The sequence below is a fragment of the Pseudoflavonifractor gallinarum genome (genome assembly GCF_014982855.1).
GTDB lineage: Bacteria > Bacillota > Clostridia > Oscillospirales > Oscillospiraceae > Pseudoflavonifractor_A > Pseudoflavonifractor_A gallinarum.
The window spans coordinates 158,772-173,508 of record NZ_JADCKF010000005.1 but is presented as its reverse complement, the minus strand read 5'-3'; the positions used below and the strand labels follow the sequence as shown (position 1 = coordinate 173,508).

Genomic DNA, 14,737 nt, shown 5'->3' with positions numbered 1-14,737 from the left:
ATTTCCGGGGAGGAGTTCTCCCCCTGCCGCCGTCTTGTTCCAGGCTGTGTCAAAAGTTTTATCGGAGGTCGGGAACCATACCGGGCGCTCATCCACAGGCAGATCCCCATCGTTTCCATTGGCGTGGAAATCACCCCGGCTTACTACCGGGATTATCTGCGTCGCCAGTTTCCCCAGGAGTATCAAAGCCTGCTGGAGTCTTTTCAAACGCTGGATCAGACAGAACACTTCCCGGAAATGGTGCAGCTCTTGAAACAGGTGCGCGACTACCGGGGGGAGGGGCTTCCCGCCCGTTTGTTTTATGATGGGAAGGTGGCGGAGGCGGTGGCGCTGGTGGCAGAGCGGCACCTGAAGCGCAAGAACCGCCGTTCTGTCAGTGCGGAGGATATGGTACGGCTGGCCGATGTGGCAGCCTTCATCACGGCCCACTGTGCGGATGAACTGCCGCTGGAACGTCTCAGCCGTATTGGCTGCATGAGTATTTCCAAGCTGAAGGATGCCTTCCATGTCCGGTATGGCTGCACGATTACCCAGTACATTCAGGGGCAGCGCACGGAGCAGGCTGGGCGGCTGCTGCGGGAAACCGACCTGCCGGTGAGCCAGGTGGCGGCCATTGTTGGGTATCAGAATCCCAGCCGTTTCGCGGAGATCTTCCGGCGAAACACCGGACGCTCCCCTGCGGAATACCGCAGAGCATGCTGGAGTTCCTTCACGGAGGTAAACGATATGGAAAGGAAAGATTCTTTATGAAAATACAGTATTTTGGAGATCCATCTAATCCCAAAATCGTTGTTCTGCACCCCATGCTTCTGGACGGGAAAAGTATGCTGCCTCTGCTGGGCGAACTGCGGAACAGTCATTGTGTGATCGCGCCGGATCTGACAGGCCATGGAACAGATACTGGGATCTTTCAAAGCGCCCAACAAGAGGCAGCAACGCTGGCCGGCTGGCTGACAACGCAGGGATGGATTGATCTGAAGTTAGTGTTTGGTGCATCCATCGGTGCCGTGGTGGCGATGCAGTTGATTGCCATGCCCACATTCAAAGTTCACACCGCAGTCTTAGAGGGATGCCCCCTCCATTCCAATGCTGCTTTTCTACGGATGATGGCGACCCGTATGTTTCTGTCAAAACATCGGAAAGCACAGCAACATCCCGGTTTGTCTGCACAGCGGATGACAAAAATCTATGGGGAGACGCTCGGCCTTATCATGGGGCACACCTTTGAACAAATTCGTCCGGAAACTTTGCAAGCCATCGCTGCCGCCTGTTCGGACTGCACCTTTCCCAACTATCCAAAGGAGTTGGAAGCTCACCTGTTTTTTGAGTATGGCAGTGAGGACATCAGCGCCAAGACCGCGCGCAGGGTTGTCTCAAAGCACTATCCGTCTGCTTCCTTTACAATTCGGGAAGGCTATGTTCACTGCCAATATCCCGCCGTTCTGGGAGAGCAGTATTCCAAGGTATTGGAGGAATACCTCGCCAGGGAACTTCACTAATAGAACCCAAGAGGCCGCATGGGGAACATTCCACCATGCGGCTTTTTCAATCGTCAGCAATCGGCAGAACAGAATCGGCTTTTCCGGTGTTCTATCCGTCCCGGCCTGCTTTCTGAAATGGAGAACAATTCTCTCAATGTAGGGAGAGCGTCCATGGTAACAGGCACATCGTCGGGCATTTCTCCTTCATCAAAGTGGAGGATGCGGGAACAGGTACGACTGACAAATTCAAAATCATGAGTGACAATAAAGATGACTTTTCCCATATCAGACAGCCGCCGGATCAGACCCGCAACCTGTGTCATGCTATCAAAATCCAGCCCGCTGGTCGGCTCGTCAAACACCAGCAGGTCTTTCCCACAAATCATGCTGACCGCTACCGCCACCCGCTGCTTTTGACCTCCGGACAGGGTATTGGGGTGGCGGTCTCTGAATGGGGCCAGGGCCAACTCTTCCAGTGTTGCGTCAACGAGCGTCTGTTTCGGATTGCGGATACCGAATGTACATTCTGACTCCACACTATCCGCAAAAAGCTCGTAGTTCACATCCTGCATGACCATATAGGAATGCCGCAGGCGATCTTTGTGATCCATGGACAGACCGTTCCAAAAGAATTGACCATCACAGGCCTTGTGAAGCCCGCACAAAGCACGGGAAAAGGTCGTTTTTCCGGCCCCATTGTGGCCAACGACGCCAATTACCTCTCCCTTTGCTGCTGTAAGGTTGATGTCGTGCAAAATGGTCCTCTTCTTATAGTGAAGGGCTACATTGTTAAGTTCCAAGATAGGATCTGAAACAGGCGCAAGGGAATGATTCCGTGGTGGGAGAACACGATGCAAATCAATCGCTCGAAGGCCCATTTGTTCCCGGGTATCCTCCGACAGCTGCCGAAATGCTTCCGGCGTAAAGACCTGTGTGATTTTCCCATGTTCCAAATACACAATCCGGTCCACCAGATCCATCAAATAGTACAACCTATGTTCTGCAATCAATATGGTTTTTCCCTGCGATTTGATCATCTTGAGATGTTCTCCCAATTCTTGAATGGAACGCATATCTAAATTGGAGGACGGTTCATCCAAAAGATATATTTGAGGATTCATCGCATAGACCGAGGCAAATGCTATCTTTTGCTTTTCTCCACCGGATAACTCGAAGATGTTGCGATTACGGAGGTTTTCAATGTGCAGTTCTGCCGATGCCCGATCCACGCGTTCTCTCAGCTGGTGAGCTGGGAGTGCTTGATTTTCAATACCAAAAGCGATCTCGCTGTCTGTATCCACATTGAAAAACTGTGTCCTTGGGTTTTGAAACACCGATCCAACCTTTGCGGCAAGCTGATGCATGGGAAGATCACTGACTTCCTGACCATCCACCAGTACGCTGCCCGCCAGCTCTCCTGCGTAAAATTGTGGGATCAAGCCGTTTACAAGCCTCGTGATGGTGGTCTTTCCGCAGCCGCTCCGGCCACAGAACAGAACACATTCTCCGTCCTCTATGGTCAGGTTGATGTCATGCAGCCCGTCTCCTGTTTGTCCTTGATAAGTAAATGATACATGCTTTAACTCAATCATCCCAGCACCCCCTTTCCATAAAGCCCGACAGCCAGTGCGCCTGCAAAGCAAAAGACTGCCGCAATATCCATCAACCCGATATGGATCTGCACCAGACAAGTTCGAGGCTTTGGGTTTTCAATGCCGCGGGTGATAGAAGCGATGGATAGTTCATCCGCCGCTTTGGATGCCGCCATCATCAACGGAACATAGATACACTCCACCGTTATTCCGGGATGCGTCAGGAACCCCTTAAGCGAAGGCGAGACGTCCCGCATCCGCATTGCGTCCTTGATAAACCGCCAATCCTCCTGAATGGTAGGGATATAACGCAGCATGACGGCCAAGGGGATTACCAGCTTTTGGGGTGCATGGATGCGATTCATCGCCGAGAGAAATTCGCTGACCTTTGTAGTGGAGATGACAATGCCGGACAGCATCCCGCAGGGGTAGACCTTATGGAACAACCCTAAAAAAGCGATAAACATGGTGCGCCAAGTTCCGGTCATGGTATCCATGATCCAGAAGGTGAGCAGAACGATCAGCGCGTAGAACAGCACTCCTTTCCAGGCATACTTCCACTTTCCAAAGCAAATGCCGAGCAGCCCGATCAGCACCACAAGACCCAGTTCATAGAATAAGGATGGAGCCATCATGGCAGAAAGGATACACAACAGGAGCAATAATATCTTCGTTCTGGGGTCCAGCCACAGTCCACGCCTGGATAACGCTCCGCCAATCATGCGGTGATCCCAGCCTTTTCAAACTGCTTTTTCAGCAGCTTCCCACCAATCCAACCACTGAACGCAGCAATCGCCAGCGTTCCGATCATGATGACAGCCAACAGCCAGGAAGGCGCAGACGCGCTCATTGTGTCAATATAGGACTGTTCCGTGCCGTTTTCCAGCATTGTACTGGCCCAGCCTTGCGGATCAATAAAAAACACCACATAGGTGTAAACGCCGCCCAACGACATCAGCATATAGGACAGCAGATTGACCGCCTTGTTGCGGTAATGTCCCGCGCCAGCTACCAGATCGGCGATCATTCCCATTCCAATATAGCCTAAAGAAAAAGCCCAGTGCATTCCGGTAACGAACCAGATGATTCCCATAATGATGCCAAGAATGGTGACGCTCCACCGCTTCTGAACCTTGGCGATCATCAGAAGATATACAGGGCCGCACAGCAATGCTGCACCCATCGGCATATAGAATGTCAAAACTGGGTTTGGTGCAAAGAAAATACCGCCAATCATGGTAAACACCAAGAAAATTGCGCTGAAAATGCCGGTTGTCACAAGATCTTTGATAGTGAGACTCTTTTTTGCGGGATTGATTTGGTTGCTCATGTTGATCCTCCTATTTTGCAATGCGTTGACTTTATGGGATAGGTATGCTATCCTTTGGTTAGAGATGGCTAACCGTTATATATAATTACACCATGCACAACCTGCTTTCAATCGTTTGGAGCGAGGTTCGTCCTATCATTTCAAAAATTCGTCTAATCATTGCAAAACAAGAGAGGCGTATCTATTGTAATGACCGGTATCATCGAGCAATACTATGCCCCATTACTGAAAAAGCACGGTTTTGTACCGGAACCAGATAATGATCAGTATGGTCCTCTGGGGCTTTGTTGGAAGCTATCTCCGGAAGTTGGCGAAGGTTCCTATTGGACCTACGGACAAAGGGATCTGTTCGACATCAAGATACACAACTTCTCTTTCAATAAGGATTTTATGCTGGAATTTGAGCTCCCGGAATGTCTCAGTATTACCCGTTACGATTCCATCTCCGGTGAAGAGTTGTCGCCGTATCGCCGGTTGTCAGCCGGATGTATCAAGACCTATGTGGGCGGATACAAGCCATATCAAGTAATCGTCCACAAAAATATACCGGTTCGATCCATAGGCATCGAGATCACCCCCGCATATTATGAGGATTATTTGAAAAAACAGTATCCGGAAGAATATCGGAATCCCATCGAGGCTTTTCGGGAAATCGACCAAACAACAGATTTCCCGGAAATGTACCGGCTTCTATCAGAACTACAGAGCTACCGTGGAACCGGAATTGCAGCTAAACTCTATTATGAGAGCAAGGTAGCCGAGGCGCTCTCTCTAGTGGTTGAATATCAAAAAAAGCGTTCAGTTTCTGATCATAAACTGGTTCCTCAGGATTTGGAACGGATTCAAACCGTCGCGGCCTATTTGAGTGATCATTATGCTGGTGAAGTCCCCATAGAACGTCTGGCACAAATCGCCTGCATGGGTACGACAAAACTCAAAAGCAGCTTCAAGAAGGTCTATGGCTGCACGATCACAGAGTATATACAGCAGCGCCGCATGAGTCAGGCAGAATATCTGCTGGCTCATACCGATCTGCAAATTGGTCAGATTGCTCAAACGATAGGATATTCTACATCCAGCCGGTTTGCGGAACTGTTTCGAAGAAGCACCGGCCTGCTCCCGCTGGAGTACAGGAAAATGGCAAATCGGAAATGATACCAATGCAAAAATTCAAAGAATCATCCCAAAATAGTATGTGGAGAGGCAAATCTGCCTCCCCACATACTGTTTTTATATCCGCCAGCCCTCGGCCCGCTGTCGGATCTCGATAAAGTTCCGGTAAGTTCCCTCTTGGCTCATCAGCTCCTGATGGGTGCCCTGCTGAGCAATGCGACCATCCTCCACCACTAAAATCCGGTCTGCGTTTTGGATCGTAGCCAGACGGTGGGCGATGGTGATGATGGTCTTCCCCCGCACCAGAGCAGAGAGCGCCGCCTGGATCTCATGCTCATTCTCCGGGTCCACGCTGGCGGTGGCCTCATCGAGAATGATGATGGGGGCGTCCTTCAGAAGACACCGGGCAATGGAAATGCGCTGCTTTTCTCCGCCGGAGAGGTTGGAGCCGCCTTCTCCCACCATGGTGTCGTACCCTTGGGGCAGCGCCATGATGAAGTCATGGCAGCGGGCCGCTTTGGCCGCGGCGATCACATCCTCCTCGGCAGCATCCGGACGGCCAAAACAGATGTTATTGCGGATGGTGTCGTGGAACAGATACACATTCTGAAATACCATAGCAATGTTGCGCAAAAGGCTGTCGCAGGTCATCTTCCGGATGTCATAGCCGCCCACGGTGATGCGTCCCTGATCCACGTCATAAAACCGGGCCAGCAGCGCGCAGAGGGTGCTCTTCCCGCTGCCGGACGGCCCTACAATGGCGGTGGCGCTGTTTTGCGGCAGCTGGAAGGAAACATCGTGGATCACCTCCCGTGTTCCGTAACCGAAGGAGACATGGTCGAAGCAGATGTCGTAATGCTCCAAAGAGATGTCTTTCCCATCCTGATCCGGCAGTTCCGTTCCCTCCAGTTCTTCCAGACGGTCCAGCACCGAGTCCGTGACAGAAAGGATGTGGGCGGCGTCGTTGATGGACTCCACACTGCCGAAGATCGTGAAGGAAAACATGGCAGCCATCAGGAGCACCGGCAGCTCCAAGGTTCCGTTCATAGTCTGCCAGCCGGCGGTGAGCACCAGGCCAACAGCTGCGGCCTTCAGAGAAAACAGGTGCAGGCAGTTCCAAGGCACAAAGCCAAACTCGTTTTTGATACGGATGTCCTTATTGGCCCGGCACGCCTCAAAAAACCGCTGGGAGGACACCCCCTCCTGGCCAAAGGATTTGACCACGGGCAGGCCGTGGATGTACTCAATGGCCGCCCCGGACAATGCCTCTTGGGCCCGATGTCCCACCGGAGCGGTGCGGGCACTCTGCCGCCCGATGCCGCGGAGGGCAAAGGCGGACAGCAGCACGCCCACCACTGCCACCAGCGCCGCCTCCGGGCAGAAGAACGCCATGCACAAAACGATGACCAGTACCTGCAGATAGCCGTTGATGACTGCATCCACCATCTTCATGCTTTGCAGCTCCAGGGTGCTCAGTTCCGTAGTCAGAGCAGCCAGAATGTCGCCCAGGTTATTCTTGGAGAAATACCCCAAGGAAACCCGTTTGAGCAGGTCACCAAGTTCCAGTCTCTGCTGCGCCGCCCGCTCTGTTCCGATACTCTCCTGGAGCCGGTTTTTCCAGTAAGCACACACGAAGCGCAAAACGATCAGCAGGATGATCCCGCCCAGGCACAGCCAGGGGAGCCTGGCGTCCAGCGCCGTCCCCTCCTGGGCACTCTCGATGACCAGCCCAAGGGCCCAGGCCGCCAGCATCACCGGCCCGGCGGCGGCCCAGGTGGCAAGAAACGAACAGAGGCTTCCGAGATACAGCCGTCTGTGGTACCCCTTTGTCCAACGCAGAATCCGATTCATACTCCGAAACATCGTCAAGCCTCCTTTCCAACCGCCCAGTTCTGGGCACCCACATGGGCCTGCCATAGCTTTTGATATAGCGGGCATCGGCTGAGCAGCTCCGGCTGTGTGCCTTTGTCCACAATACGGCCCTTCTCCAGCACCACGATCTGGTCGGCGTTCTGAATCGTGCTCAGCCGGTGGGCAATAACCAGCAGCGTTTTCCCCCGGGAGAGCGCCATCAGGGAACGCTGGATCTTGTCCTCATTCTCTGGATCGGTAAAGGCGGTGGCCTCGTCCAGAATGACAATGGGGGCGTCCTTCAGAATCGCGCGGGCGATGGCGATCCGCTGCCGCTCCCCACCGGAGAGCTGCTTGCCCGCTTCACCCGCTGGGGTATCCCATCCATGCTCCAGCCGCCCTAAAAACTCCTCACACTGAGCAGCCCGGGCAGCCGCCCAAACTTCCTCCTCCGTGGCGTCCGGCTTCCCCAATCGAATGTTTTCTTTCAGAGAGCAGTCAAATAGGAAATTGTCCTGTGTCACGAAACTGACCTGATCCGCCAGCTGCTTCAGTGTGAGATTCCGAATATCCACACCGCCTATGGCAATGCAGCCATCCGTCACATCCCAGAACCGAGCGATAAGCCGGGCTGCCGTAGATTTGCCGCCGCCGGAGGGACCCACCAGAGCGGTGAAGGTACCGGCGGGAAGTTCCAGATCAATGTGACGCAGCACAGTGTCCTCTTCTTTCCCGCTATACGAGAAGGACACATCCCGCAAAGTGATACCGCTGCCGGAGAGGCGGGCGGGCTCGGACGCCTCGGGCAGCTCCTCCAGATCCAGCAGATGCCGAGTGTCCCGGACGGCAAATTCCATGCTCTTCATGGCATTGAGGAAGGCCGCCGCCTGCACCAGCGGGGACACGATACCCAACACCAGCATCAGGCATAGAGCCAGCCGGGCCGGGTCCAGGACGCCGGTCTGATACAGGGCGATCCCAACCGGCAGGGTAGCCAGCAGCGTGGTAGGCAGGATGGACAGGCACAGGTTCATGGACTTCCAGGTACAGCGGAACCAATCCAGGGTGAAGTCACGGAAGCTGGTCACTGCTCGGACGAATTTCTCATAGGAGGCGCCGCTCTGGTTGAAAGCCTTTACCACCTCGATGCCCTCCACATACTCCACGATGATACTGTTGACCTGGGCATTGGCCTCCATGTAGGCGGCATACTTTTCGTTGTAGGTCCGCAGGCTCGCCGCCATGGGGATCAGCGCCACCGGGATCGTGGCAAGGGAGGCAAGGCCCATCCGCCAATCCATGGCAAAGAGGGCGATCACCACCACGATAGGCAGCAGCACATTGGCGCTCAGTTCTGGGATCATGTGGGCCAGCGGCGGCTCAATGTCCTCGATCCGATCCACGATGGTGCTTTTGAGGGAGCCGACGGGCTTTGACAGCACACTCCCCAAGGGAGCGTGCATCAGCTTTTGGGCCACTTGACGGCGCAGGCCCTCCAGAATGGTGTAGGCAGACACATGGGCCAGCATGGTTGAAAAGGCGTAAAAAGCTACCTTGACCGCATATCCCGCCAGACACACTCCAGCCCATCGGAGAAGCTCCGTGCCGGAGGCCGACTGATGGATAAACAGGCGGAGGATCTCATAGACCCCCAGATACGGCACAAAGCCCCCCGCCACGCTGATAATTGCGCATATAACAGATAAGACCAGCTTTCCCCGGCAGGGACCGGCAAAGGAGAGCAGGATGGCCAGCCAGCTGCGTTGTTTCACAAAACCACTCCTCTCAAAAAAATCGGCATGGTGAGATGTCTCTCACCATGCCCTATTGTATCGGTTCTTGTCCGTGCTTGCCGCTCCGCCCGGTCGGCGTCACTCCATTTCGTCAGGAAAAGAAAGAACAGGGTTCCCGCCGCCCCGCCGGTATTCCAGCGGAGTTTGGCCCTTTACCGCCCGGAAAGCCGCAGCAAATTTGCTTGCGCTGTCATAGCCCACCGCCCCGGCGATCTCCGTGACGCTGGTCTCCGGTTCTTTCCGAAGCAGCAGAGCCGCCCGATCCATCCGCAGAACCCGCACATAAGCGTTCACCGGACTGCCATATATGCTTTTGAAGCAGGCCTTCATGGTGGTCAAAGGGATCTGGTACTGTCTGGACAGAGCCTCCAATGTGATATGCTGATCCAGATGCTCCGCCAGGTAGGAGCGGATAGCCTTGACTGTCTCCACCTGAGAACGGTAAAAATATGGCTTTTCCGTTCCGCTTCCCAATTCCAGGGCGTCGAGATACAGCAGCAACTCCAGAATCTTTACCCGGAAGTAGGGCATTTTGATCCGCTCCGGTACGGCACAAAGCTCCTGGAAAATGTGATCCACTGAGGGTGCTCCGTGAATGACCTGCGGCCGGGCATCCGGGCAGAATTTCTGCTGGATAGCGGCCAGATCCAAAGGATAGTCTCCCGCCAGACGAGCCAGCTCCATTGGCGCCATGGACAGGTCAAAGCACATGGAGATGCCATGATAGTGGGACAATGGGAGAGAAAAGTATCCTTTGTGCTTCAGGCGGCGATCCACTTTCAGGTCACCTGCCTCCACATAGGAGAACGCATCGTTGCCCACAGCATATTCCATCCGGCCCTCCCGGCAATAGTCGATGCAGAGGAGATCCTGCCGGGTTTCAAAAGAGGAGTCGCAATAGGCCATGTGGAAATCGTTATACAGGATGGTAGCGCCGGGGAACACCTCGTAGACGGTCATGGTTCCCTCGCCGCTCTCATTTCGCAGCTGATAAACGCTGCACCCACCGCTCTTGGCCAAGAGACACAGATCCGGTTGGCTGTCCTGTAAAAATGCCACTGCGGCTCAGCTCCTTTCTCAAAGTTCCAGGACTCGATCACAGGCGCACTGGAGAAATTCGCGGTCATGTGTCACCACCAGAACCACCCGGCCCTCGTCCGCCAGTTCCCGTGCGCAGCGAGCCACTTCCTGCATTCTTGCATAGTCCAGACCACTGGTGGGCTCGTCGAATACCAGCAGCGGCTTTTGGGACAGCATGGCGGTAGCCACCGCCAAACGCTGCTTCTGACCGCCGGAGAGGGACATAGGGTGCTTTTCCCGGAACGCAAGCAAATGGAGCCGCTCCAACACCTCCTGGATGCGCTGGTCAGAGAGTCCTTCCATAGCCAACTGACACTCTCCCCATACGCTGTCGGAAAAGAGCTGATGGTTCACATCCTGCATGACGCAGTAGGCGATCCGCTGCCGCTGCTTCGCACCAAGGATGCGGCCGTTGAGGCGGATCGTTCCGGCACTCTCCCGCATCAGGCCGCACAAGCAGCGGGAAAGGGTGCTTTTTCCCACGCCATTGTCACCCGTGACGGCCAGCACCTCTCCCGGGCGGGCGGAGAAGGAAAGGTTTTGAAATACCGGCGGCTCTCGCTTGTACCGGCAGCACAGTCCCTCCACAGACAGTCCATCCTGTTCCCCCGCAGCGCGGGAGGGCGGCAGAGTCACCTGAGTAGGCGTGAGTGTGCGAAGACCCAGAGCGATCCGGTCTGTCTCAGCCAGCCGCCGGAATTCTGCTCCGCTCCAGATCCGCTCCACGATCCCGTCCCGCAGATAGACGGCCCGATCTATGAGATCCGCCAGAAAGTACAACCGATGCTCCGCAATGAGAATGGTGTGTCCCTGACTTTTCAGGTAAGCGATTTGATCATGGAGTCTTTCGATGGTATCCCGATCCAAATTGGCCGTAGGCTCATCCAAAATGTAGAGCTCCGGCCCCATGGCATAGACCGAGGCAAAGGCCAGCAACTGCTTTTCTCCGCCCGACATGGCGAAGATGTTCCGGCCCCTCAGCCGCTTCAGGTGCAGGCGGTCGGTGGTATCATCCAGCCGGCGGAGGATCTCACCCCGGGTCATGCCCTGATTTTCCAGGCCAAAGGCCAGCTCACTGTCGGAATCCATATTGAAAAACTGACTTTTGGGGTTCTGGAAAACAGACCCCACCTGCCGGGCCAGTTGGTAAAGAGGCTGTTCCCGCACCGGTGCGCCGTGGAGCAGGACCTGTCCGGTCAGTATGCAGTCCTCCGTAAATGCCGGGATCAAGCCGTTGACCAGCTTGGTGATGGTGGTTTTTCCGCAGCCGGAAGCGCCGCAGAGCAGTACACATTCTCCCGACCGGATGGTCAGATCCACGTGGGTGAGGGTGCCCACTTCTTTTGTATAGGAAAAGGACACATCTTGCAGCTCTACCATGGAAACACCTCCAATTTGACTGCCAGAAGGGCAACGGTAAGCCCCACACCCACAAGGAACGCGGCGTCGTCCACCGGCGAGACCCGCAGTTCCACCAGACTGGTCTTAGGCGCCGGGTCCTCGATTCCCCGGGTCACTGCCGCTGCGGACAGCTCCTCCGCAGTGCCGGTAGCGGAGACCATCAGGGGAACCATGATCCCCTCCAGCTTTGCCAATCCCCGGATGCCCCGCAATCGCATCGCATCGCGGATATAGCCTGTCTCTTCCCGAATGGCGGGAAAGTACCGCAGCGTCACCGAGACGGCTACGATCAGCCGCTGAGGGAAATGGATCTTCCGCATTCCAGCCACCAGATAAGGCATAGGCGTCCGGCGAAGCATCAGAAAGCCGATTATCAGGCAGGGCATCATCCGGCGGGCATAGTTAGCGAAAATGGAAAAGCTGGTAGCAACCCATCCCGGCGCAGCCGGCAGAATCCAGTATTGCAGGCACAGGATTCCTCCGAAGATCAAGAGGCTTTTCCCCACCATGGCAAAGCAGCGATGGAGCAGCATCAGGAGCAGGAGAAAACCGATCCATATCATTTCCATCCAAAAAGGTTGCTCACTAAAGGCTGCCAGATTGGCGAAAACCAGCAGAGCAAGACCCACCCTGGGGTCGAACACCAAACAGCGCCGTGCCTCCTCCATGTTACAGAATCCCCGCCTTCTCAAAGTGCTTGCGGAACATTCCTTTGGCCAGCAGGATACCCAGAATAGCTCCCACGATAGGCGCCCCCACCAGAACCACGATCATACCCGGGGAAGTCAATGCCGCCAAGGTGGAGACATAGGCTTCCGGCATTCCCTGCTGGCTGATCTGCGCCAGAAAACTGTCCCGCATGATCCAGACAGGCAGCGGGGAGCCGATCATCCCCAGCGAGAAAAACACGTAGGCCAGAGCATTACCACGGAAAGACCGGTAATGGCTACAGATCCGGCAAAGCTCCGCCAGGATGCAGCTCACCGCAAAAGCAATGAGAATCACCACCGTAAATTGGCCAGTAACAAAGTAGATCAAGGCCGTAATAAAGCCCATCAGGACCACTGCGCCGGTCTTTGGCACCTTAGTACACATCATCAGGAATGGGATACCCGCAAATACGGCGATCAGGCCAGGCATCAAGATCCAAAGCAGGGGATGCAGACCGCTGAGAAGCATAAAAGCAAAGTTGATGACAAAGTAGATGGCGGAGAAAATTCCCACCGTAATGATGTCCTTTCCCGTCATCCCTTTTTTCTGCGTGTTCATGATGTACCGCTCTCCTTCAACGTAGTTAGATTATGCTAACCGTTATTTCTGAGAAAAGGCGCTCAGCGCGCCCCTCCTTACTGAGTATAGCGACACATCGCCGTTCTTTCTGCTCCGATTGGACGACTTTATCCCGTTTAGTCATGGAATTTAGCGCTGTGACAGAGATGTACCATCTTCACCATACAGAATCGGTCCGAAACTGCCATGCTGATCTTGGTGGACAGCTTCAATCCGGTTCGGGGGATATGGCGGTAATAAGGCTCCTCAGCCAGCACCCTGACCCCACTGCCGATTTTTCCGGCCAGCACCGATGCGGAATCCACATAGAAAAACATCTGCGCATCTCCGTGGCCCACTTGCTTCATGTACTTTTTCCGCATCATGGCCATACCGCTTTTGCTCACGGTATCAAAGACGATTTCAATCTCTCCAAACCCCGTGAGCATCCGCAGGAGGCCCACAACCTTGCTTTCCTCAAAATAGTGGAACAGGCCGCCGGCGGTGACCAGAATAGGAGCATCCGGCACATCAGCGCGGATCTGCCTGATCCAGTCCTCGGCAAAGGCGTCTCCGGCGAGATAGGTCTCCCGCTCCGGCTCCGGCAGCAGCTCTCGCCGGTATTCCACCACATGGGGCAGATCCACGGCATACCAGTGCGACCTTCCATTGTCGCAGCGGTAATAGACCGTCTCCAGGCCACAGCCGAGCTGGACGATCACACCGTCCGGCCTGCGCTCCAGAAAGGCCCGGATGATCCGGTCCAGATTGGCAGACCGAGCGGCGGAAGCCAGCAGGGTATACTGACTCAGGCGGCCCTGCGACAGCAGCTCGGGCGGCAGCTTCTCCTTCAGCTCCAGCGCCTTCCCATCGTATAAGATCTGCGGGCAGTGCTCGCTGGCATAGAGCCTGCCCAGCATGGGGACAAACAATGTGTCCTCCACAACGCCCAACTTGGACATGGTCAGCCCTCCCGTTTTGACGAATTACTTTCTGCCGACAAGCAGCTGGGAAGATCCCAGCATCATCATGGCAGCCCGGCGGTGGGAGCCGAAGGCTTCTTCTGCGGTATCAATGAGCCGGACATCCTGATAGCCCATCTCCCGCAGCTTTTGCGCAAAGGCATCCATATCGCCGTACAGCTTGGGCTTCATATCATCGTTCAGAGCAAAGACGCCTCCTTTTTTCAGCACTCGCAGGCTCTCCAGCAGCAGCTTGTGCATATCGGCTCCCATGACATTATGGTAGACATAGTTGCTGATGACCGCATCAAAACTCTCATCGGGGAAATCCAGATGATTGGCGTCGCCATGCTGGAATACACACCGGGAGGCCACACCTTCACTTGCGGCGTTTTTCTCACAGAGGGCCTTGCTGTAATTGTAAACAGCTCCCCAGTAGTCCATGCCAGTGACCTTTGTCTCCGGCCAGGTTAGGGCCGCACGGATCGACAGGGCCCCGGAACCGCATCCGACCTCCAAGAGACTGCCCTGTCCGTCATAGTCCAGGTGAGAGAGAACGACCCGGTGAACCTGTTCCATAATCCCGCCACCGCCAAAGGCATACTGACGCCTGATCCATGTGATCCAGACCAGCAGGGCCACCAGCGCCGCCGCAACAACAGAGAACAGAACACCGAGAACCGTGATGTGGAACACCGAAAAGGAGAGTACGGCCAAAACTACGGCCAGAGCCGTGATACCGCCAATAATATAGAACACGGGATTGGACATCCAGCTTCCGTAGTCTTCGCCATGGCTACCGAGACGAATTTCTGCTTGTTGATTACGCTTTTGCTGCATTTGATTTTCCTCCTGTTGTTCAATA

Annotated in this window: 14 protein-coding genes; 3 read left to right on the top strand and 11 right to left on the bottom strand. The window is 54.9% G+C overall.

Translation table 11 applies throughout. From position 1 onward, the window contains the following. The first annotated feature begins 123 nt into the window (after window positions 1-123). Window positions 124-750, top strand: a complete 627-nt coding sequence (locus INF37_RS16000; protein WP_408004145.1) for a helix-turn-helix domain-containing protein — start codon at window positions 124-126, stop codon at window positions 748-750. After that, window positions 747-1,499 carry an alpha/beta fold hydrolase gene (locus tag INF37_RS07240; RefSeq protein WP_087294367.1) on the top strand — a complete coding sequence of 251 codons (753 nt, stop codon included), beginning with the start codon at window positions 747-749 and terminating at the stop codon, window positions 1,497-1,499. Before INF37_RS16000 ends, INF37_RS07240 begins: the two co-directional genes overlap by 4 nt. A gap of 53 nt (window positions 1,500-1,552) precedes the next feature. On the opposite strand, the gene INF37_RS07235 is transcribed toward INF37_RS07240, so the two are convergent. The 3 genes from INF37_RS07235 to INF37_RS07225 are packed head-to-tail and all read right to left on the bottom strand — an operon-like array spanning window position 1,553 to window position 4,403. After that, window positions 1,553-3,073 (bottom strand): ABC transporter ATP-binding protein, encoded by a 1,521-nt coding sequence (locus INF37_RS07235; RefSeq protein ID WP_193537402.1) that lies wholly within the window; start codon window positions 3,071-3,073, stop codon window positions 1,553-1,555. After that, entirely contained in the window at window positions 3,070-3,795 is a 726-nt protein-coding gene (locus tag INF37_RS07230) for an energy-coupling factor transporter transmembrane component T (protein ID WP_193537400.1), read from the bottom strand. The genes INF37_RS07235 and INF37_RS07230 overlap by 4 nt, the downstream gene beginning before the upstream one ends. After that, window positions 3,792-4,403, bottom strand: a complete 612-nt coding sequence (locus tag INF37_RS07225; protein WP_087414906.1) for an MptD family putative ECF transporter S component — start codon at window positions 4,401-4,403, stop codon at window positions 3,792-3,794. Before INF37_RS07225 ends, INF37_RS07230 begins: the two co-directional genes overlap by 4 nt. A 189-nt stretch (window positions 4,404-4,592) precedes the next feature. On the opposite strand from INF37_RS07225, the gene INF37_RS07220 reads away from it, so the two are divergent. Then, complete coding sequence (locus INF37_RS07220) at window positions 4,593-5,558, top strand: AraC family transcriptional regulator (protein WP_193537398.1); 966 nt, start codon at window positions 4,593-4,595, stop codon at window positions 5,556-5,558. Between the two features lie 75 nt (window positions 5,559-5,633). Here the strand turns inward: INF37_RS07220 and INF37_RS07215 are convergent, their stop codons facing one another. From INF37_RS07215 to INF37_RS07180, 8 genes are all read right to left on the bottom strand, one after another. Next, the gene (locus INF37_RS07215; protein WP_193537397.1) at window positions 5,634-7,379 is read right to left on the bottom strand and encodes an ABC transporter ATP-binding protein; all 1,746 of its coding nucleotides are present in this window, start codon (window positions 7,377-7,379) and stop codon (window positions 5,634-5,636) included. Between the two features lie 2 nt (window positions 7,380-7,381). Continuing rightward, on the bottom strand, window positions 7,382-9,139 hold the full coding sequence (locus INF37_RS07210) for an ABC transporter ATP-binding protein (protein WP_193537396.1): 1,758 nt from the start codon (window positions 9,137-9,139) through the stop codon (window positions 7,382-7,384). Window positions 9,140-9,238: 99 nt separating this feature from the next. Next, entirely contained in the window at window positions 9,239-10,219 is a 981-nt protein-coding gene (locus INF37_RS07205) for a helix-turn-helix domain-containing protein (protein WP_193537394.1), read from the bottom strand. Between the two features lie 18 nt (window positions 10,220-10,237). Continuing rightward, window positions 10,238-11,620: an ABC transporter ATP-binding protein gene (locus INF37_RS07200; protein ID WP_193537392.1), complete on the bottom strand. Its 1,383-nt coding sequence runs from the start codon at window positions 11,618-11,620 to the stop codon at window positions 10,238-10,240. Beyond that, a complete protein-coding gene (locus tag INF37_RS07195) occupies window positions 11,614-12,309 on the bottom strand; it encodes an energy-coupling factor transporter transmembrane component T (protein WP_193537390.1) in 696 nt (231 codons plus the stop codon). The genes INF37_RS07200 and INF37_RS07195 overlap by 7 nt, the downstream gene beginning before the upstream one ends. A 1-nt stretch (window position 12,310) precedes the next feature. Continuing rightward, window positions 12,311-12,910 (bottom strand): MptD family putative ECF transporter S component, encoded by a 600-nt coding sequence (locus tag INF37_RS07190; RefSeq protein ID WP_006572695.1) that lies wholly within the window; start codon window positions 12,908-12,910, stop codon window positions 12,311-12,313. A 137-nt stretch (window positions 12,911-13,047) separates the two neighbouring features. Further along, entirely contained in the window at window positions 13,048-13,872 is an 825-nt protein-coding gene (locus INF37_RS07185; RefSeq protein WP_193537388.1) for a class I SAM-dependent methyltransferase, read from the bottom strand. 24 nt (window positions 13,873-13,896) lie between these two features. Further along, the gene (locus INF37_RS07180) at window positions 13,897-14,712 is read right to left on the bottom strand and encodes a class I SAM-dependent methyltransferase (protein WP_193537386.1); all 816 of its coding nucleotides are present in this window, start codon (window positions 14,710-14,712) and stop codon (window positions 13,897-13,899) included. Window positions 14,713-14,737: the final 25 nt, after the last annotated feature.